At 67.6% G+C, this 18,290-nt stretch carries 19 protein-coding genes; 4 read left to right on the top strand and 15 right to left on the bottom strand.

The features are described from left to right. Positions 1 to 2: 2 nt before the first annotated feature. The 3 genes from L1Z78_RS03675 to L1Z78_RS03665 all read right to left on the bottom strand — a co-directional run bounded on the left by L1Z78_RS03675 (position 3) and on the right by L1Z78_RS03665 (position 2,753). Entirely contained in the window at positions 3 to 1,517 is a 1,515-nt protein-coding gene (locus L1Z78_RS03675) for a Tad domain-containing protein (protein WP_234640204.1), read from the bottom strand. A gap of 25 nt (positions 1,518 to 1,542) precedes the next feature. Beyond that, a complete protein-coding gene (locus tag L1Z78_RS03670; protein ID WP_234640203.1) occupies positions 1,543 to 2,154 on the bottom strand; it encodes an OmpA family protein in 612 nt (203 codons plus the stop codon). A 314-nt stretch (positions 2,155 to 2,468) separates the two neighbouring features. Next, entirely contained in the window at positions 2,469 to 2,753 is a 285-nt protein-coding gene (locus L1Z78_RS03665) for a hypothetical protein (protein WP_234640202.1), read from the bottom strand. A gap of 309 nt (positions 2,754 to 3,062) precedes the next feature. Here L1Z78_RS03665 and lnt point away from each other — a divergent pair, with 309 nt between their 5' ends. Then, entirely contained in the window at positions 3,063 to 4,622 is a 1,560-nt protein-coding gene (lnt, locus tag L1Z78_RS03660) for an apolipoprotein N-acyltransferase (protein ID WP_234640201.1), read from the top strand. A gap of 94 nt (positions 4,623 to 4,716) precedes the next feature. Here the strand turns inward: lnt and glmS are convergent, their stop codons facing one another. Next, positions 4,717 to 6,636, bottom strand: coding sequence for a glutamine--fructose-6-phosphate transaminase (isomerizing) (gene glmS, locus L1Z78_RS03655; protein WP_234640200.1), 1,920 nt, complete (start codon positions 6,634 to 6,636; stop codon positions 4,717 to 4,719). A gap of 137 nt (positions 6,637 to 6,773) precedes the next feature. Here glmS and L1Z78_RS03650 point away from each other — a divergent pair, with 137 nt between their 5' ends. Together L1Z78_RS03650 and L1Z78_RS03645 are read left to right on the top strand one after the other, a co-directional pair. Next, positions 6,774 to 7,289 carry an Lrp/AsnC family transcriptional regulator gene (locus L1Z78_RS03650; RefSeq protein WP_234640199.1) on the top strand — a complete coding sequence of 172 codons (516 nt, stop codon included), beginning with the start codon at positions 6,774 to 6,776 and terminating at the stop codon, positions 7,287 to 7,289. A 217-nt stretch (positions 7,290 to 7,506) separates the two neighbouring features. Continuing rightward, positions 7,507 to 8,625 (top strand): sensor domain-containing diguanylate cyclase, encoded by a 1,119-nt coding sequence (locus L1Z78_RS03645; protein ID WP_234640198.1) that lies wholly within the window; start codon positions 7,507 to 7,509, stop codon positions 8,623 to 8,625. Between the two features lie 24 nt (positions 8,626 to 8,649). On the opposite strand, the gene L1Z78_RS03640 is transcribed toward L1Z78_RS03645, so the two are convergent. Together L1Z78_RS03640 and glmU are read right to left on the bottom strand one after the other, a co-directional pair. Next, positions 8,650 to 9,507: a sensor histidine kinase gene (locus tag L1Z78_RS03640; RefSeq protein ID WP_234640197.1), complete on the bottom strand. Its 858-nt coding sequence runs from the start codon at positions 9,505 to 9,507 to the stop codon at positions 8,650 to 8,652. Positions 9,508 to 9,561: 54 nt separating this feature from the next. Next, positions 9,562 to 10,992 (bottom strand): bifunctional UDP-N-acetylglucosamine diphosphorylase/glucosamine-1-phosphate N-acetyltransferase GlmU, encoded by a 1,431-nt coding sequence (glmU, locus tag L1Z78_RS03635; RefSeq protein ID WP_234640196.1) that lies wholly within the window; start codon positions 10,990 to 10,992, stop codon positions 9,562 to 9,564. Between the two features lie 112 nt (positions 10,993 to 11,104). On the opposite strand from glmU, the gene L1Z78_RS03630 reads away from it, so the two are divergent. Then, the gene (locus tag L1Z78_RS03630) at positions 11,105 to 12,076 is read left to right on the top strand and encodes a LysR substrate-binding domain-containing protein (RefSeq protein WP_234640195.1); all 972 of its coding nucleotides are present in this window, start codon (positions 11,105 to 11,107) and stop codon (positions 12,074 to 12,076) included. A 5-nt stretch (positions 12,077 to 12,081) separates the two neighbouring features. On the opposite strand, the gene gloA is transcribed toward L1Z78_RS03630, so the two are convergent. The 9 genes from gloA to tyrS all read right to left on the bottom strand — a co-directional run bounded on the left by gloA (position 12,082) and on the right by tyrS (position 18,210). Further along, on the bottom strand, positions 12,082 to 12,627 hold the full coding sequence (gloA, locus tag L1Z78_RS03625) for a lactoylglutathione lyase (RefSeq protein WP_234640194.1): 546 nt from the start codon (positions 12,625 to 12,627) through the stop codon (positions 12,082 to 12,084). Positions 12,628 to 12,639: 12 nt separating this feature from the next. Beyond that, the gene (locus L1Z78_RS03620; RefSeq protein ID WP_234640193.1) at positions 12,640 to 12,978 is read right to left on the bottom strand and encodes a ribbon-helix-helix domain-containing protein; all 339 of its coding nucleotides are present in this window, start codon (positions 12,976 to 12,978) and stop codon (positions 12,640 to 12,642) included. Positions 12,979 to 13,002: 24 nt separating this feature from the next. Beyond that, entirely contained in the window at positions 13,003 to 13,338 is a 336-nt protein-coding gene (locus L1Z78_RS03615; RefSeq protein ID WP_418921671.1) for a c-type cytochrome, read from the bottom strand. Between the two features lie 13 nt (positions 13,339 to 13,351). After that, entirely contained in the window at positions 13,352 to 13,861 is a 510-nt protein-coding gene (locus tag L1Z78_RS03610) for a c-type cytochrome (RefSeq protein ID WP_234640192.1), read from the bottom strand. 15 nt (positions 13,862 to 13,876) lie between these two features. Continuing rightward, positions 13,877 to 14,431, bottom strand: coding sequence for a methylamine dehydrogenase (amicyanin) small subunit (mauA, locus tag L1Z78_RS03605; RefSeq protein WP_234640191.1), 555 nt, complete (start codon positions 14,429 to 14,431; stop codon positions 13,877 to 13,879). A 32-nt stretch (positions 14,432 to 14,463) separates the two neighbouring features. After that, the gene (gene mauD, locus L1Z78_RS03600) at positions 14,464 to 15,078 is read right to left on the bottom strand and encodes a methylamine dehydrogenase accessory protein MauD (protein ID WP_234640190.1); all 615 of its coding nucleotides are present in this window, start codon (positions 15,076 to 15,078) and stop codon (positions 14,464 to 14,466) included. 17 nt (positions 15,079 to 15,095) lie between these two features. Beyond that, a complete protein-coding gene (locus L1Z78_RS03595; RefSeq protein ID WP_234640189.1) occupies positions 15,096 to 15,647 on the bottom strand; it encodes a MauE/DoxX family redox-associated membrane protein in 552 nt (183 codons plus the stop codon). A 4-nt stretch (positions 15,648 to 15,651) separates the two neighbouring features. Next, positions 15,652 to 16,821: an amine dehydrogenase large subunit gene (locus tag L1Z78_RS03590; protein ID WP_234640188.1), complete on the bottom strand. Its 1,170-nt coding sequence runs from the start codon at positions 16,819 to 16,821 to the stop codon at positions 15,652 to 15,654. Between the two features lie 153 nt (positions 16,822 to 16,974). Then, entirely contained in the window at positions 16,975 to 18,210 is a 1,236-nt protein-coding gene (gene tyrS, locus L1Z78_RS03585) for a tyrosine--tRNA ligase (RefSeq protein ID WP_234640187.1), read from the bottom strand. Between the last annotated feature and the right edge of the window lie 80 nt (positions 18,211 to 18,290).

The following is an 18,290-nucleotide window of genomic DNA, read 5'->3' as shown; positions in this document are numbered from 1 at the left end:
TCCTATTGAGTGAACCCCGACAGCACCGGGTTCAGGCCCAAGGCGCCGTAGACCAGGGTCTTGTTGGCGGCGGAAGGCTCCTTGAGCCGCACCTGCCAGTAGGGGTTGTAGAGGCTGGCGTACTCCTTGTGCCCGTCGGCGCGGAACAGCGAGATGCCTGTCACATCCTGGCTGTCGCGCTGCGGACGCTCGAAGAAGATGCGTGCCTCGGTCAATGAAAAAACCTGGTCCTTGGCGAAACCGGCGTGCAGGTCCGGCGAGCCCAGGGGGGACGTCATGGGGCGTGCGGCAAAGCCCAGCGTCTCGTTCGTACGCAGCTGCGCCCTGTCCTTGGCCGCCACCACCAGGTAGGACATCTCCAGCTTGCTCGGGCGCCCGTCGTTGCCGCGCTGCACGTCATAGAGCTCCTTGACGCCGCTCCAGCCACCGTTTTTCTTGGTGTTGTTGTAGGCCAGCGTGCCCGCGCCGCCGTCGGTGGGGATCATGTTGCCCCTGGTGTGCCCGCCCTTGTCGGCCACCGAGCGTCCCCAGCCGATGGGCTCGGCCACGGTGCCCTTGCCCCAGCTGCACCCCTTGGGGCCGATCTTCTGCTTGAACTCCACCGTGTCCTGGGCCTCCCAGCGGTCATAGTCCACGAGCCGCGTCACGCCCTGCTTGTCCGAGCCGATGCGAAATGCGAAAGGCACGCACATGCTCGCGGAGCCGAAGAACAGCTTCACGAACGGAACGTCCGAACCCGGCCGCTGCGTCGAGAAATCGTCGCGCGAGATCAGCAGCAGATCGGCGGCCGTGCGCCTTTCGTCACGCCCGCCCGAACCACGGGTATAGCGGTGGACCATGCGCTGCCATTCGAGCTCGTTGAGTGCCATGACGGCATTGGCCTCGACCAGGTGGGCAGGCGCATCGCGGCGGCCGTCCTGGGTCGCAACGCTGTTGTCCAGCACGAACTGCGAGGCATCGCGCGTGGCCCGCGCCATCAGCGGCGGGACGAAGGCGGAGCGGATGGCGCCCGTGTACCAGAGGTTGAAAGCCATCTCCCAGGCATTGATCACGGCCGGCACCGCCGTCTGCAGCACCCTTTCGGACTGCGTCGCCGCCGTGTTCAGGACCCGCATGGACTGCGCCAGGATATTGATGGCCGCGCTCAACGGCGGCACCTCGACCGTCACGGCAGCCAGGGCCTGAAAAATCGACTGGTAGTTGCGCGTCGCCGTCTTGAAGTAGTCGTTCCAGGACTGCAGGCTGACCATCTGGGCGATCAGCACCTCGTTGGCGATGACCGCCCGATTGGTATAGGAGACAAGGTTCAGGGCCCGCGCCTGTACCAGCCCGCCCGAGTAGGCGGCCGCGTCCGCTGCGCTCACGATCTTCTGCTTTTCCGAAGTGGCCTGGCCGACGCTGTACACGCCCGCGAACACCACGGCCAACGTGGCCGCGAACGCCAGGAACCAGACCAGTACCTGGCCGCGCTGGCGCCGGGACAAGCCGGCTGGCCGGTGCGTTCTCCGCGTCTGCATCGTCGCGCTCCTGCCGTTGCGGGTGCTATTTGACGCGCACGAGTTCGACCCGGCGGTTCTTGGCCCGGCCCTCGTCCGTGCGGTTGTCGGCGACCGGAACCGTGCTGCCCAGACCCTTGGACTGCAGGCGTGCGGCCTCGATGCCCGAGGCGACCAGGGCCTCCATCACGCTGCGCGCCCTGGACTGGGACAGCGTCTGGTTGGCGGATGCGTTGCCGACGTTGTCCGTATGGCCCTCGATGGACAGGCGCAGCCCCGGAGTGTTCTTGAGCAGGGCAACGACCTCATCGAGCGCAGGCCTGGCCTCGCTGCGGATCTCGGAGCGGTTGTTGTCGAAGTTGATGTAGAGCGTGGCAAATCCCTGTCTGTTGATGGAATCGGCCAGTTGTCCGGCCGTCACCACCTGCTGCATGGGCTTGGCTTCGATGAAACTGAGCTTGTAGTTGCTGTCGTAGTCGTTGGCGAGCACCACCCAGACCTGTGGGCCCTTTCCCTCGATCAAGAACACGTTCGTGCCCTCGTGTCCTGCACCCAGTGTCAGGCGGCGCCCACCCAATGCCTTGATGGCGTTCTCGTAGTTCCTGAACACGGCAAGGGTCCCGGCGGGCGACGTCGTCGAGTAATTGATGGATGTCACCTTTCCCTCGGCCACCAGATGGCCCTGGTCATCAAAACCGGGGTCCTTGGCAGTGCATTTCTTCCCCTGCTGGCAATAAAAGATGTTGCCTTCTCCATATACACCAAATTCCGACACCTTCCGGCCATTGATCTTGTAGCCAGGCATACCCGAAAGAAGGGAGTGGTCCTGCGCATGCACCACAGGAGAGGAAGCCAGACATCCGGCGAGAATCGCGGAGGAAACGATGAACTGCTTGAACACGGAAACCTTTCTAAACCCACTCATGGTCGCTCAATGAAAAAGGCGTGAAGCACAGGGCCTCACGCCAATCATCAACGGCCCTTTGCTGCGGAGTCCTGGAAGGATTCAAGCGTGTGCTTGGACTGGCCACGAGTGTTGGCTCCTTCGGCCTGGGTCTTGGCCAGATTGGCGGCCTGCGAGCCGTCCTTGCCTCCCAGCTCGGCGGCCATGGCACCGGTCTGGCCCTTGACGACGTTACCGAATGCGCTGTAGACACCAATGGCTGCAATGGCAATCAGCGCCACGATGATGATGTACTCGGTCATACCTTGACCGCGTATCTTCTTCATGGAAAGCACATTGTTGGACAATTTCATTGAATACTCCTCCAAAAGAAAAACAAAGACTCACCCGGCCTCGGGAAAAGTGGGCGAATTATTGCAAGCACAGGCCCCGCGGTTTGTGAAAAAAATGTAATAGTTCCTGTTGTTACAGATACTTTCTTATTCTCACAAATTCACAGAATATCCCGAGCATCTACCGGGTGTCGCCATTCCCGTCAGGTGTTCCAATTGACCTCCAGGCGCAATGCACGCGTTCCGCCTCCTGCCTCTGTCAGACAACTTCGCCTGAAAAATGCAATTTTCTCAACTAATCAATCACATCAATAGTCAATTTCTATTGAAATGAATGTTGCCAATGTGCATCACATCCAGGGATGGCGGACAGGCGCAGGCCTTTGGGCCGCCGCGCTCTGCGCGGGCCTGTCGCTGTCCCTGCCCTGGCTGGCCGCCGCGCTGCTGCCCGTCGCCGGCGCCCTGCTCGTGCATGCCATGGGCCGGGCCCGGAACCTGAGATCCCGGCTGCTGTGGCTGGCCAGCTTCGGCACGGGATTTCTCACCGGCGCTCTGGGCTGGCTGGGTCTGGGCCTGTACCGCCCCCCCGTCAACCAGCTGCTCTCATCGGCCCTGCTCTGGTTGGGCATCGTGGGCCTGCAGCTGGCGATCCATTTGCTGTGCTTTGCATCGCTGTACCTGCTGCTGCGCTGCCTGCGCCTCCGATGGGCCAGGCCTTTGCGAGGCACTGCGGGGGAGTCGTTGCTGCTGGCCACGGCATGGACCCTGGCCGAAGCCCTGCGCTCGACAGGTCCGCTGGCCCTGCCCTGGGGTCTGTGGGGCTACGGCGCCATCGACAACCTGCTGCTGCGGGGCTTCTATCCCCTGGGCGGCAGCTTGCTGGTCGGCTGGCTGCAGTGGCTGCTGGCGGGGCTGCTGCTGTGCGGCTGGCGTGCGTTGCGCGCCTGGCGTCAGGGACGCAGGCCCTGGGGCGCGGGACGGCGTCTGTTGCTGGCAGCGCTGCTGTGGGCCGGCGCCGGCACGGCCGCGCAACACGCCGAGTGGACACGGGAGCAGGGGCCGACATTGCGCGTGCGCGTGGTCCATACACACTGGCCCGAAGCGCAGAAATACCAGCCCGAGAACCAGCTCCTGGCACTGTCTGCGCTGGAGCAGGCAGCGGACTCGCCCCAGGCCGACCTGGTGGTCTTCCCGGAGCTGTTCCTGGTCCAGCGCATCGGCCTGCTGCCGGCGGCACTGCGCCAGCACATGGCGCTGCGGTTGCGCGAGCATGGTGCGGCCCTGCTCTTCGGCGCCCCTGGAAACGCCTTTGCTCCCGGGGACGTCCAGTCCGATGCCGGCCAGCTCAACACCCTGGTGCTGGTCGATGAGCAGGGCAGCGGCCACTCCTACGCCAAGCGCCTGCTGCTGCCCTTCACCGAATACCTGCCCGGTAGCGCCTGGGTCCGCTGGATCTGGCCCCTGCTGTACCGCTACCCCCTGGCGGACATGGTGGCCGGTCCCGAGCGGCAGCCCGCGCTCATGGTCCGGGGCGTCCAGCTGGGCCCGCTGATCTGCAGCGAACTGGCGGCGCCACTGCTCAGCGCGGCCCAGGGAGCCCAGGCCGGCCTGCTCGTCGTTCCGTCCAGCGACTCCTGGATTCCTTCACGGCTGTACCTGGCCCAGGCCCATGCGCTGGCCAGGGTCCGCGCCGCCGAACTGCAAAAACCGCTGGTGCGCGCCAACAACGCAGGCATCAGCAGCTTCATAGACCACCATGGCCACACGCTGGCCTCCTGGGGTGGCGAGGCCGGCACGGGCGTATGGACGCTGGCACCGCGCACCGGCAGCACGCCCTATGCGGCCATGGCCGCCGGCCTGCAGGGCAGCTTGCGGGCCCCCGCCCCCTGAACCCGGCGAACCGTGTGACCGCCAGGGTGCAACGTTCCACCAAAACACAGGCATGCGGGAGGTCAGCAGCTTTGCTGCAGCACTGCCGCCATCCTCACTCCACCGTCACGCTCTTGGCCAGGTTGCGCGGCTTGTCGACGTCGGTGCCGCGCGCGCAGGCCGTGTGGTAGGCCAGCAGCTGCAGCGGCACCACGTGCAGGATGGGGCTCAGGGCGCCGTAGTTCTCGGGCATGCGGATCACGTGCACGCCCTCGCTGCTGTCGATATTGGTCTTGGCATCGGCCAGCACGTAGAGCACGCCGCCACGCGCGCGCACTTCCTGCATGTTGCTCTTGAGCTTTTCCAGCAGCTCGTCGTTGGGCGCGACGGTGACCACGGGCATGGCACTGTCCACCAGGGCCAGCGGGCCATGCTTGAGTTCGCCGGCCGGGTAGGCCTCGGCGTGGATGTAGCTGATCTCCTTGAGCTTGAGCGCGCCTTCCAGCGCGATGGGGTAGTGGATGCCCCGGCCCAGGAACAGCGCGTTCTCGCGCTTGGCGAAGTCCTCGGACCAGCTGATGACCTGGGGTTCCAGCGCCAGCACGGACTGCAGGGCCACGGGCAGGTGGCGCATGGCCGCCAGGTATTGCTGCTCCTTTTCCTCGGACAGGCGCCCCTGCGCCTGGGCCAGCGCCAGGGTCAGCAGGAACAGGCCGGCGAGCTGGGTGGTGAAGGCCTTGGTCGAGGCCACGCCGATCTCCACGCCAGCGCGCGTGATGTAGGCCAGCTCGCACTCGCGCACCATGGCGCTGGTGGCGACGTTGCAGACGGTGAGCGTGTGCTTCATACCCAGGCTCTGGGCATGGCGCAGCGCGGCCAGGGTGTCGGCCGTCTCCCCCGACTGGCTGATGGTGACGACCAGGGTCCTGGGATGGGGAACGCTGGTGCGGTAGCGGTACTCGCTGGCCACTTCCACGCTGCAGGGCAGGCCGGCCAGCGATTCGATCCAGTACTTGGCCGTGCAGCCGCTGTAGTAGCTGGTGCCGCAGGCCAGGATGAGCACGCGGTCGATTTCCTTGAACACGCGCCAGGCAGCCGTGCCGGCCTTGCCGTCCGAGGCCGCGCCGTCGAACAGCTCGGGCACGATGGCCTGCACGCCTTCCAGCGTGTCGGCGATGGCGCGCGGCTGCTCGAAGATCTCCTTTTGCATGTAGTGGCGATAGGGGCCCAGTTCGGCCGCGCCGCTGTGGGCATGCACGGTGCGCACGGGGCGCTGCTCGGGCGCCAGCCGCTCGCCGCCCTTGCCCACCAGCCAGTAGCGGCCGGGCTGCAGATCCACGATGTCGCCCTCTTCCAGATAGACGATCTGGTCGGTGACGCCGGCCAGGGCCATGGCGTCGCTGGCCAGGAAATGCTCTGCGCCCTCCTGTCCAACGCCCAGGATCAACGGCGAGCCGGCGCGTGCACCCACGACACGCCGGGGCTCGTCCTTGTGCATGACGGCGATGGCGAAGGCGCCGTGCAGGCGTTGCGTGGCCGCCTGCACGGCCTCGAACAGGTCGCCACCGTAGAGGCTGTCCACCAGGTGGGCGATGACCTCGGTGTCGGTCTGGCTGGCAAAGACATAGCCCTTGGCCTGCAGCTCGGCGCGCAGGGCTTCGTAGTTCTCGATGATGCCGTTGTGCACCAGGGCGACGCGGGCCGGCTGGTCGGCATCGGCCACGGGCGAGACGCCGGGGCCATGGCTGAAGTGGGGGTGGGCGTTGCGCACCGCCGGTTCGCCATGCGTGGCCCAGCGTGTGTGGGCGATGCCGGTATGGCCAGCGACCTCGTCCTGCCGGACCTGGGCCATGAGTTCGGCCACGCGCGATGTGGAGCGCGCACGCTGCAGCCCCAGGCTGTGCACGCCCTGGGCATCCAGCGCCTGCACGGCCACGCCGCAGGAGTCATAGCCGCGATATTCCAGGCGCTGCAGGCCCTGGACGAGGACGGGGACGATATCGCGGAAAGAAACCGCTGCGACGATGCCACACATGGACAAACTCCTTGTTTCGGGATGACGACGGATGCTACGCAGATTGAAAAGAAATTTCCCGCCAGAATTCTTCTGAATTTGAATCAATATTTCACGGAAAATCGATGAAGAAATATTATTTCAATAGCATATGAAAAATGACAAAAAATTCCATAGAACTGGATGCCATTGACCTCCAACTTCTGCACTTGCTGCAAACCGATGCCAGCCGCAGCAACCAGGCCCTGGCCCGCCTGCTCCAACTGTCGCCGCCCACCTGCCTGCGCCGGGTACGGCGGCTGCGCGACAGCGGGCTGATCGAGCGACAGGTCGCCATCCTGCAGCCCGAGCGCCTGGCTGAGGCCCTGGGCCACGGATTGCAGGCCATCGTCGAGGTCTCCCTGGACCGCCAGGACAGTGGCGCGCTGGACGCCTTCGAGCACAGGGCCGTGGCCCTGGATGCCGTGCAACAGTGCTGGCGCGTGTCGGCCGGCCCCGATTTCATCCTGGTGGTGGCCGCGCCCGACATGCCGTCCTATCTGGCCCTGAGCCGGGAGTTGTTCACCGAGGATGCCAACGTGCGCAATGTCAAGAGCTTTTTCAGCGTCCGGCGCGCAAAGCTCGCCACCGCCATGCCGTTGCCACCGGCATCAGGGCCGATACCTGCCGGATGAGGCCAGCAGAGCCCATTTTGTGAGCATTTGTTTCCATCCGGAAGCCACCCGGCCGGGGTGCAGGCGTAGGACAAAGGCCTGCGATGTGTCTTGGACGCGAACTTTGGACAACGCAAATCCGCGAGTCGTTGCGCGCGCCCGGGGAGAATGATACAAATTGATGCAACAACACTCTCTGACGCGCTAGGCAATCGGCGCGCACTCGGCTCGCACCGCCATGTCCTTGCGCCAGCGCATCCATCGCCGCACCTACCCCTTGCGCGTTTCCAGCATGGCATTGGGCGGCCTCGTCGTGGGCACGGCCATGACCGAGCTGGGTGCCAGCACGGCGATCTGGGGCTTCGTGCTGGCCAGTGCGCTGGTCTGGCCGCACATCGCCTTCCTGCATGCGCGCCACGCCCGGGACAGCCACCGTGCGGAGCATGCCAACCTGCAGATCGATGCGCTCATCATCGGCAGCTGGATTCCGGTGATGCATTTCTGCGCGCTGCCCAGCATCGCGCTGCTGGCGATCAGCATCGCCGACCGCAACCACACGGCCACGCGCGACGGCTGGCTGCAGTCGCTGTTCGCCACCCTGGTGGCCGCCGGCGCGGTGGCCTTGGTGCTGCAACCGCAGCCCTCGTGGGAGGCCAGCCTGGCCGTGCAGCTGAGCATGCTGCCCCTGCTGCTGCTGCACAGCGTTTTCTCCAGCTGGTCCACACGCCAGCTGGTGCGCAAGCTGGCACGCCAGAACGTGAAATTGCAAGTGCTCAGCCGCATCGATCCGCTGACCACGCTGTACAGCCGCGACTACTGGTGGCAGAAGGCGCGCGCGGCACTGCGCGACTACCGCCAGACACAGGCCTCGGCCTGCCTGCTGATCGTGGACATCGACCATTTCAAGCGCATCAACGACAGCTTCGGCCACACCGTGGGCGACGAGGTGCTGCAGGCCATCGGCCTGACGATCCGGCATTGCCTGCGCTCGCATGACGCGGCGGGCCGCTATGGCGGCGACGAGTTCGCCGTGCTGTGCCTGCACACGCAGCTGGACGATGCCTATGCGGTGGCGCTGCGCATCCGCAACCAGCTGAGCCAGCTGCGCGTGCGCGAGCACCCTCAGTTGCGCGTGAGCGCCAGCATCGGCGTGGCCGCGGCGGACCCGAGCTTTCTGTCGGTCAAGGACTGGATCAACGCGGCCGACAGCGCGCTGTACAGTGCCAAGGACGCCGGGCGCGACCAGGTGATTCCCGCCGCGCCGCTGATGGCGGGCGGCGCGGCCCCTGCGTCGCGCCAGGGCGACGCGCGAAGGTCCGCCGAGCAGCAGCCCGAGCCGGACGACACGCTGATCTGAGGGCCCTGCACCCTCGCTCACCCATCAGGGTGCCAGATCCGAGCGCCGCACGTCCCCTCCTGGCCAGCGCAGGCAGACGCTGCATCCCCCGCCAGGCGCGGCGCGGATGCTGGCCTCGCCGCCATGGCGACGCATGACACCGCGCACCAGGGCCAGTCCCGTGCCCAGGCCCGGGAACTCCGACTCCCGGTGCATGCGCTGGAAGATGCCGAACAGTGCCCCGGCACGCGCCGGGTCGAAGCCCACGCCGTTGTCCGAGACGCTCAGCGCGATGCCGCCATCGGCATCGCGTTCCACCTCGATGGCCACGCGCGGCCGGGCCACGGGCTGGGTGAACTTGACGGCGTTGTCCAGCAGGGCCTCGAGCACCTGGCGCAGCAGGTTGGCGTCGGCGCGTACGGCGGGGCTGTGCTGCGGCCAGCTCCACTGCAGTCGCGACGCGGCCTCGCTTGCTCTCCATTGGGGCCGCGCCAGCACGGCCTGGCAGGCCTGCTGAAGCAGCTCCTGCAGGGCCACGGGCTGCCACTGCATGGGCGTGCGGGCAGCGCGCGACAGGGCCAGCAGGCCGTCGAGCATGCCGGCCATGCGGCGTGCCGACTGGTCCATGGTCTGCAGGAAGGCGCGCGCCTCCTGCAGCTCCTGCGGCGAAGGCACGGCCTGCGCCAGCACTTCCTCGATCAGAGGGCCGAAGGACAGCACATGGCGCAGCGGCGCACGCAGGTCATGGGAGACCGCCTGCAGCCATTCCTGTTGTGCGCTGCGCAGGGCGTGCAGCTCATGCTCGGCCTGGGCCAGGCGCAGCAGCGCGGCCTCCAGGGTGCGCGGCGGGCCCAGCAGGTCCGCCGGTGATATGGGAGGCTGGGAGGCGGGGGAATCGTTCATGGGCATGGGCGTGAAGTCAGGCAAAGGAGGTCCATCCGGTCCAGCCCGGCCCCCTCATGGCTTGGGCAGCTTGACGGGCCGCTTCCAGTTGGCAATGCTGACCTGCCGCCCCCGGGAAACGGACAGCACGCCCGGCTCGGTGCTCTTGGTGATGGTGGAGCCGCCACCTACCGTGCCTCCGGCGCCGATGGTGACGGGCGCCACCAGCACGCAGTTGCTGCCGATGTGCACGTCCGCCTCGATCACGGTGCGGTGCTTGTTGACGCCATCGTAGTTGGCCGTGATGGAGCCAGCGCCGTAGTTGACGCGCTCGCCCACCGTGGCGTCGCCCAGGTAGGCCAGGTGGTTGGCCTTGGCGCCATCGGCCAGGGTGGAGTTCTTGACCTCGACGAAATTGCCGATGTGGACCTCGCGGCCCAGTTGGGCGCCGGGGCGCAGCCGTGCAAAGGGGCCGACCAGGGCGCCCTCGCCCACGCTGACGCCCGCCTTTTCGCCATCGATGTGCGTGTAGGGATGGATCACGGCACCCGCCGCGATCGTTGCGTTGGCAATGCTGCAATAGGCGCCGATGCGCGCACCTTCGCCGATCTCCACCCGGCCGCTGAAGATGCACCCCACGTCGATCTCCACATCCTGGCCGCAGACCAGCTCGGCAACGCGGCCGGCGCGGGGGTCGTCGCGCAGGTCGAAGCGCGCCGGATCGGCCAGGCGCACGCCCTGCTCCATCAGTGCGCGGGCCTGGGCGTGCTGGTGGGCCCGCTCCAGCTCGGCCAGCTGCAGCGGGCTGTTCACGCCGGCCACCTGCACCGCGTCGGCGATGCAGTGGGCCACCACGGGCACGCCGTCGGCCACGGCCATGGCCACCACGTCGGTCAGGTAGTACTCGCCCTGGGCGTTGTCGTTGGTCAGGCGTGCCAGCCAGCCGGACAGGTGGCGGGCCGGCACGGCCATGATGCCGCTGTAGATCTCCTGGATGGCACGCTCGGCCTCGCTGGCATCCTTTTGCTCGACGATGCGCTGCACGGTGCCGTCGGCGCCGCGCACGATGCGGCCATAGCCCGTGGGATCGGGCAGGCGCACGGTCAGCAGGGCCAGGCGTTCGCCCGCCGCCGCCTCGACCAGCGCCCGCAGGGTATCGGCGCGCGTCAGCGGCACGTCGCCCGAGAGCACGATGACCATGCCGTCGCCGGCCAGCGCGGGCACCGCCTGCTGCACGGCATGGCCCGTGCCCAGCTGCGGCTCCTGGCGCACGAACTTCAACGCCATGGCGCCGCCCTGGTGGGCGGCAGCGATGGCAGGCTCGACCTGGTCGGCCCCGTGGCCCGTGACCACCACGGCCGCGCGCGCATCGAGCTGCGCGGCCGTGGCCAGCACATGGCCCAGCAGCGGGCGGCCCGCCAGGCGCTGCAGGACCTTGGGCAGGCGGCTTTTCATGCGCGTGCCCTTGCCCGCGGCCATGATGACGAGATCGAGAGGTGCTGTCATAAGTGTTCCGTGCAACACCGGACTTGTCCGGCAACGCAGGCGATTATCGGCCCGTGGCGCGCCGCCGCCAGCCAGTGCGGCGACACCGATCTGCCGTATGCTCTGCAGCGCCATGCCCCATGCCACCACCGCCCCAGCCCCCCTGCTGCGCACGCGCGCCATCGGCGCAGGACACCTGCGCGCCTTCCTGGCCGTGGCCCGGCACCTGAACTTCCGCGCCGCCGCCGACGAGCTGGCGCTGACGCAGTCGGCCGTGAGCCGCCAGATCCAGTCGCTGGAGGACGAGGTCGGCGTGCCGCTGTTCCTGCGCCACACGCGCGCCGTGGAGCTGACGGGCGCGGGCGCCCAACTGCTGCGTTCGGCGGCGCCGGCGCTGGAGCAGATCGATGCCTCGGTACGCCAGATCCGCCAGACCGTGGGGCGCAAGAGCGTGGCCATCACCACCTGGGCCAGCTTCGCGGCCATGTGGCTGATTCCCCGGCTGGAGGCCTTCCAGCGCGCATGGCCGGACATCGACATCCGCATCGACACCAGCGACACCGTGATGGACCTGGACACCACCGACGTGGACCTGGCCTTGCGCTATGGCCGCGCGGGCGATGGCTGGCCCCAGGCACGGCGCCTGTTCGGCGAGCAGTTGGCCGTGGTCGCCAGCCCGCGGCTTCTGGCCGGCGGACCGCCGCTCAGGACACCGGCGGACGCCGCGCACTACACCTTGATCGAGACCGGCGACGTGCACCGCATGCCCCAGCTCGAATGGCTGAGCTGGCAGCGCTGGTTCGGCGTGCAGGGCTGCGACCAGTTGCAACCACCGCGCTGGCTGTACTTCAACTACGCCCACCAGATCGTGCAGGCCGCCATGGCGGGCCAGGGCCTGGCGATTGCGCGGCTGCCGCTGGTGGCCGACGCGCTGGCGGCCGGAGACCTGGTCGAAGTCCTGCCCGCCCACCGACTGGAATCGCCCCTGGCCTACTGGCTGATCGTGGGTCCGCGCAGCGCCCAGCGGCCGGAAGTGGCAGCGTTCTGCCAGTGGATGCTGGAACAAGCCCAGGTCACGCGCGAAGCGCTGGAGCCGGTCGCGTAGGCACGCTATGCAGCCGGTTCACCCAGGTGCAGCATGCGCTGGGGCTCCAGCACCTCGATCCAGTAGCCATCGGGATCCTTGATGAAAGCCACATCCCGGATCTTGCCTTCCTGCGGCCGCTTCACGAACGGCACGCCGTTGCGCTCCAGCCAGGCCATGGCCGCAGCCAGGTCGGGCACCGCAAAGCAGATGTGCCCGAAACCCTTGGGCTCGGCATTGCCGTGGTGGTAGGAGAATCCCGCCTCCTGTTCGGTGCCCCAGTTGTGCGTCAGCTCCAGCACGGCGGGCCGGCCGAAGGTCCAGGCCATGCGCTGGCCCCGGTCGCTCGGCGGCGGGTCGCCGTCCTGCACATGCGCCAGGAAATAGAGACTGAAGCGCATATCGGCGAAGTCGACGCGGCGCAGCAGCCGCATGCCGAAGACGCGGGTATAGAAGTCCAGCGCCACCTGCGGGTCGCGCACGCGCAGCATGGTGTGGTTGAGCACGAATCCCGCCGTTTCGGGCGGGGGTGCGTGCAGGGCGCCGGGCGCCTGGTCGTAGCGGTCGTTCATATGCATTCACATTCAGGAGGCGTTGCGCACCGGGACCACCACCGGCGCCTGCGCCTGGGGGCGCGGGACCTGCGGCGTTTCGTCGCGGGCCGCCTTCAGTTCCTGGTAGCGCATGCAGCTGACGCGCAGGAACGAGGCGAAGTTGTCGATCTCGCCACGGAACTTGGTGACCTCGTCGTAGAGCGTGGCGATCAGTTCGTTCGTGGTCCTGTTCTCGCCACGGGCCATGGCGCCCAGCACGGTCCAGAACTCGTTTTCGAGACGCACGGTCGTGATCACGCCGTGGATGCGCACCGAATGGCTGCGCGATTCGTAGTTGATGGGATCGGTACGGACATAGACCTCGCACATGGCGTCACCTCATGAATGGTGGCTTCACTTCCTGTCCAGCGTGGCGATGTAGGCCGCCAGGTTGGAGATGTCCTCGTCCGAAAGGGACTTGGCCGTTTCGGCCATCAGCGCGGCGAACGTGCCGCCGCGCCGCCCCTCTCGGTAGGCCTTGAGCGCGCTGGCCGTATAGGGCGCATTCTGTCCCGCGATCTTCGGATACTGGGGCATGACGGTGGAGCGGCCATCGCCGCCGTGGCAGGAGGCGCACAGCGCGTACCTGGCGCGGCCGGCCTCCACATCCGCGGCCAGCGCGGGCCGGCACAGCAGCAGCAAAGGGACGCACACGGCTGCGGCCATGCGGGGAGGATTCAGTGACATCATGGGGAGACCTTTTCTAGTAGAGTTTCAGCGGCTCGCTGGCCAGCGCGTCATCCGAAGGCAGCAGGCCTTCCTGCACCAGCGCGCGCACCACCTGCGCGCGCACGGCCCAGGGGTTGATGCGCTCGCGGCGCAGGGCCGCCACCTCGTCGCGGGTATAGGGCGTGAAGTCCGGCGCCAGCTGCTCGCCGCTGTAGTTGCGCAGCAGCCAGTTCATGACATCGGCCACCTGTGCATCGTCGAGGGTGGACAGCGCCACGCCCGGCACCTGCACCAGGTAGGCGCGTCCCGCCGGCAGCAGCGTGAAGTAGCCGATGCGGCCGGCCAGCGTCGGAAACTCGCGGACCGAGCGCCCCTTGTCGCCATGGCAACCCGCGCAGTGCGCGGCGAACAGGGCCGCCGTCGCCGGCAGGGGCCGCGGCGCAGGCGCCGGCCGCACCTGGGCGGCGGCCGGCAGGCAGCCCGCCAGCAGCCACAGCAGCGGCAGCAGGACGCGCGCCGACGGGCAAGCACCGGGTCCGGGCATGCGCGGCTCCCCGGCCTACTCCGCCAGGCCCACCAGGGCAGCGCTGGAGCAGTGGTAGACCATGCTCGACGCGCCGAAGCACCAGATGATGTCGTTGTTGAGCTGCGGCCGGTAGCTGGGCATGTCGCCTTCCTGCCCCAGGCAGGCGCAGCGCCCGCACGAGTCGGTGCCGCAGCAGTCGCGGTAGGCGATCAGATAGGTCTTGCCGTCATCCGGGTTGATGCAGGAGCCGACCCAGGAGGTGGGCGACGGCGAGGTGCCGGGCGGACAGCTGCTGGGGCCGCCGCCGCAGCAGGCGCACAGATAGCCGTCGCTGGAGCAGTAGCGCCAGTAGTTGCATTGGGTGGGGTCCTTGGTCTGCGCCGCGCGCGCGAAACGCGACGCCAGCTGCGAGGCCGAGGCCGGGGCCGCCTGCGCCTTGCGATGCACGGGCAGCAGCGGCACGGCCACCGTGGCGACCAGGGCGCGGCCCACGAAGGCGAGCATGGAACGGCGCGACGAACGCTGCGCCGCGCCCCGCGACGCCGATTCGAAAAGCCGGTCGAACGGGTTCCTGGAAATCAGTCTCATGGTGTCTCCTGCGGATGCGATGCCCGCGCGACTCAGGCCGCCTGCCGGGCGTGGACGCGTTCCCGGGCCTTGAGATAGGCCTGGATGGAGCCATAGCCGGTCTCCTCGGCCACGGCCAGGCTCTCCAGGTGCTCGCGGCTGTTGACCAGCCCCTTGGCGCGGATCACGCCCTGCCCGTCGATGAGCACGGCATAGGGCAGCTTGCCCACCTGGAAGGCCATGCCGACCTGGGGCGAGTTGACGTAGGCCACCTCGTCCAGGCCGTGCTGCTCGATCATGCGGCGCTGCTCGCCGAGGTCGCCATCGCCCACCAGGGTGACCTCCAGCCGCTCGCCCCGGGCAAAGGACCGGGCGATGGGCAGCAGCTTCTTGCACACCGGGCAGGTGGGCGAGACGAACATCAGCAGCCGGCTGCGGCCCGAGGCGGCCGGCCCGCCGATCTGCACCATGCCACCCTGCAGCGAGGCCACGCTCATCGACGGCGCCATCTCGCCCACCTCGGGTCCGTGGTCGTTGACCATGGCGCCCATGGGCGCGACGCGCTCATGCAGGATGCCGATCTGCCGCGCCAGGCCGAAGACCATCAGGCCCAGCACCAGCAACAGCACCGTATGCAGTCCGATCACATAGGGGAGGATGTCATTCATGGTCATGCCTTCGTCGTTCAGTGGGGATCCAGGCCGGCGCGGAAGTTGTCTTCATAGCGGGGCGGCGCGGGCCGGAACACCAGCCCCGTGGCCAGATAGCAGGCCAGCAGCGTGGCGGCCGCCGCCGGGGCCAGCAGCCATTCGACGGGTTGCGGCAAGGCGGCCGAAGGCCAGGCGGCCAGCGCCAGCGCCGCCAGTGCCAGCAGCAGATTGCGCAGCACCAGCGCCGCGCTGACGGGCTGGCGCAGGTCCGAGCGGAAGCACCCGCAGTCGATCTCGCGCCGGCCGCGCCGCAGGTTGATGGCCAGGGCCGCTGCGAACACCAGCAGCAGCGCGGCGGCGCCCCAGGCCGCCGCGCCACGCGCGGCGGGCACCTGCAGCCCTGCGGCGATGGCCGTCTCGGCCACCGGCAGCAGCAGGGCCACGGGCCGCACCAGGCGCTGCGGCAGCACGCGGAAGTTGCCGACCACGCCGGGCAGTTCATGCCAGGCGGCCAGCTTGCCCGCCGCCGCCAGCGCGAAGACAGCGCCCAGCAGCAGCACCAGGCTCAGTTGTGCAAGCGATGGCATGGCTTCACTCGTCGGCCACGGTCAGGATCTGGGGCGACATGCCCAGCTTGTCGATCTTGGCCACCACCTTGCCTGCAGCGTCGTGCATGAAGATGTCGGTGTTCTCGGCGATGGTGTAGACCAGCGGCCTGTCGTCCTGGCTCACCGCCACCGAATGGGCCTTTTCCTTGAGCCGGATGCGCTGCACGCGCTTTTGCGATGCCACGTCGAACACCCACACCTCGGTGCCAGCATCCTTGTGCGTCCACGCATGGCCCTTGTGCATGAGCACATACAGGCGCTGGCTGGGCCCGTGGAAGGCGCTGACCTGCCAGCCGCCGGGCAGCCAGCCGGCCGCCCGCTCCTGCCGGGTCGCGAGATGCCAGGGCGCCTGCTTGCGGGCGACGGGCCCCGACAGATCGACGGTGACCACCGCCCCCGAATAGGTGACCAGGTGCAGCTGCTGGCGCCGCCGGTCCCATCCCGAATGTTCGAAGGCCGGATCCCTTTGCGCATCGAAGACGCCTTCGGCGCGCTGCGTCTCGGCCTGCAGCTTGTCGTCGAAGCGGACCGTGGCCACCGAGCCGTCGGCGCACAGCGTCGAGAAGCGGTTCTCGCCATGGGCAAAGACCAGCCCGCAGCCGGCGATGTCGATATCGCCGAGGTACTGGCGACCCTTCAGATCGACCACGCTGACCGAGGTGCGCGGCGCGAGGTTGTAGGACAGGGCATAGCGGCCATCGGGCGTGACCGCGAAATTGTGCTTCTTGGTGACCACCAGCAGGCGGCCGCTGGGCAGCGGGATCTCGGCCAGGATGTCCAGGCTTTGGGCATCGCGCACCACCAGGAAGTCCTGGCGCTTGCCGCGCGTGTGCTTTTCCCAGTAGCTGTCGACGGCGTACAGCTCCTTGCCGTCGGGAGAAACCGCGAAGTTGGGCCAGTACGCCTGGCTGAAGGAGCTTTCGATGCGCCCTGTCGGCCCATCGACCACCCAGGTCTTGGCGGCCTGGGCCGCAGGAAAGGCCGTATCCAGAATGAACAGCCGGCGCGCATGGGTGGGCGTCAGCCGCAGGGTGACATGGGACTCGGCGATCTCCAGCTTGGCGCCGGCATCGAGGTCATCGCGCTCTCCAGCCGCTCCTGCGGCCGACGCCGCGCACAGTGCGGCCGCTGCCGCTGCAAGCCATGGTTTCATCGCCGTCTCCTGCGGTTGCTCCATACGGCGCGCCGTGCCAGGGCCGGCGCATTGAATGGAACAAATTAGACGGCATCACCCATAGCCAAAGGTAATAACCAGGCACTACAGCCCCCCGGGGCTTGCACCATTGACAAGCTCGGGCAGAGGCCCTCAAGCCTGCAGCGTCACGCGCGCGAACTTGCGCTTGCCCACCTGCACCACATAGGTGCCGGCATCGAGCTTCAGACCCCGGTCGCCGACGGGCGAGCCGTCCACGCGCACGCCACCGCCGTCGATCAGGCGGTTGGCCTCGCTGGTGGACGGCGCCAGGCTGGCCTGCTTGAGCAGGGCGCCGATGCCCAGGGGCGCGCCGGACAGGCTGACTTCGGGGATCTCGTCGGGAACGCCGCCCTTGCTGCGGTTGATGAAGTCCTGCTCGGCCGCCTCGGCCAGGGCCGCGCTGTGAAAGCGCGCCGTGATCTCCTTGGCCAGCATGACCTTGGCGTCCTTGGGATTGCGTCCGCCCGCGATCTCGGCCTTGAGCGCGGCGATCTCGGCCAGGCTCTTGAACGACAGCAGGGTGTACCAGTCCCACATCAGCGTGTCCGAGATGCTCAGCACCTTGGCGAACATGGTGTTGGCGTCCTCGGTGATGCCGATGTAGTTGTTCTTGGACTTGGACATCTTGTGCTCGCCATCCAGCCCCACGAGCAGCGGCATGGTAAGCACACACTGCGTCTCCTGCCCATACTCCTGCTGCAGGTGGCGCCCCATGAGCAGGTTGAACTTCTGATCCGTGCCGCCCAGCTCCAGATCGGACTTCAGCGCCACCGAGTCATAGCCCTGCAGCAGCGGGTAGAGGAATTCGTGCAGGCTGATGGAGTTGCCGTCGGTGAAGCGCTGGTGGAAGTCGTTGCGCTCCATCATGCGCGCCACCGTGTACCTGGCCGACAGCTCGATCATGCCGCGCGCGCCCAGCTTGTCGCACCACTCGCTGTTGTAGCGCACCTCGGTGCGGGCCGGGTCCAGCACCTTGGCGGCCTGGGTGTAGTAGGTCTCGGCGTTGACCTTGATCTGCTCTGCCGTCAGCGGCGGGCGCGTGCTGTTGCGGCCCGAAGGATCGCCGATCAGGGTGGTGAAGTCGCCGATCAGGAAGATCACCTGATGGCCCAGGTCCTGGAGCTGGCGCATCTTGTTGAGCACCACGGTATGGCCCAGGTGGATGTCGGGCGCCGTCGGGTCCAGGCCCAGCTTGATGCGCAGCGGCACGCCCGTGGCCTCGGACCGGGCCAGCTTCTGCACCCAGTCGGCCTGGGGCAGCAGTTCATCCACGCCGCGCAGGGTGATTTCCAGCGCCTGGCCTACACCGTCGGTGACCGGGAATGTTGTAACAGCAGATTGATTCATAAGGGTTTTTCGCCAGGCAGCGTAGGACTGCGTCGGTATACTGCGGGGATTTTCTCGCTGTGGCGAATTCTAGACGCCCG

It is taken from the genome of Delftia tsuruhatensis, assembly GCF_903815225.1.
Lineage (GTDB): Bacteria > Pseudomonadota > Gammaproteobacteria > Burkholderiales > Burkholderiaceae_C > Comamonas > Comamonas tsuruhatensis_A.
This window is presented reverse-complemented; position numbering and strand designations above follow the sequence as displayed.

Excerpts from the sequence above, each read along its gene's own strand:
- L1Z78_RS03675 (WP_234640204.1), bottom strand. The coding sequence starts at position 1,517 with ATGCAGACGCGGAGAACGCACCGGCCAGCCGGCTTGTCCCGGCGCCAG.
- L1Z78_RS03665 (WP_234640202.1), bottom strand. The coding sequence starts at position 2,753 with ATGAAATTGTCCAACAATGTGCTTTCCATGAAGAAGATACGCGGTCAA.
- lnt (WP_234640201.1), top strand. The coding sequence starts at position 3,063 with ATGAATGTTGCCAATGTGCATCACATCCAGGGATGGCGGACAGGCGCA.
- glmS (WP_234640200.1), bottom strand. The coding sequence starts at position 6,636 with ATGTGTGGCATCGTCGCAGCGGTTTCTTTCCGCGATATCGTCCCCGTC.
- L1Z78_RS03650 (WP_234640199.1), top strand. The coding sequence starts at position 6,774 with ATGACAAAAAATTCCATAGAACTGGATGCCATTGACCTCCAACTTCTG.
- L1Z78_RS03645 (WP_234640198.1), top strand. The coding sequence starts at position 7,507 with ATGTCCTTGCGCCAGCGCATCCATCGCCGCACCTACCCCTTGCGCGTT.
- L1Z78_RS03640 (WP_234640197.1), bottom strand. The coding sequence starts at position 9,507 with ATGAACGATTCCCCCGCCTCCCAGCCTCCCATATCACCGGCGGACCTG.
- glmU (WP_234640196.1), bottom strand. The coding sequence starts at position 10,992 with ATGACAGCACCTCTCGATCTCGTCATCATGGCCGCGGGCAAGGGCACG.
- L1Z78_RS03630 (WP_234640195.1), top strand. The coding sequence starts at position 11,105 with ATGCCCCATGCCACCACCGCCCCAGCCCCCCTGCTGCGCACGCGCGCC.
- gloA (WP_234640194.1), bottom strand. The coding sequence starts at position 12,627 with ATGAACGACCGCTACGACCAGGCGCCCGGCGCCCTGCACGCACCCCCG.
- L1Z78_RS03620 (WP_234640193.1), bottom strand. The coding sequence starts at position 12,978 with ATGTGCGAGGTCTATGTCCGTACCGATCCCATCAACTACGAATCGCGC.
- L1Z78_RS03615 (WP_418921671.1), bottom strand. The coding sequence starts at position 13,338 with ATGATGTCACTGAATCCTCCCCGCATGGCCGCAGCCGTGTGCGTCCCT.
- L1Z78_RS03610 (WP_234640192.1), bottom strand. The coding sequence starts at position 13,861 with ATGCCCGGACCCGGTGCTTGCCCGTCGGCGCGCGTCCTGCTGCCGCTG.
- mauA (WP_234640191.1), bottom strand. The coding sequence starts at position 14,431 with ATGAGACTGATTTCCAGGAACCCGTTCGACCGGCTTTTCGAATCGGCG.
- mauD (WP_234640190.1), bottom strand. The coding sequence starts at position 15,078 with ATGAATGACATCCTCCCCTATGTGATCGGACTGCATACGGTGCTGTTG.
- L1Z78_RS03595 (WP_234640189.1), bottom strand. The coding sequence starts at position 15,647 with ATGCCATCGCTTGCACAACTGAGCCTGGTGCTGCTGCTGGGCGCTGTC.
- L1Z78_RS03590 (WP_234640188.1), bottom strand. The coding sequence starts at position 16,821 with ATGAAACCATGGCTTGCAGCGGCAGCGGCCGCACTGTGCGCGGCGTCG.
- tyrS (WP_234640187.1), bottom strand. The coding sequence starts at position 18,210 with ATGAATCAATCTGCTGTTACAACATTCCCGGTCACCGACGGTGTAGGC.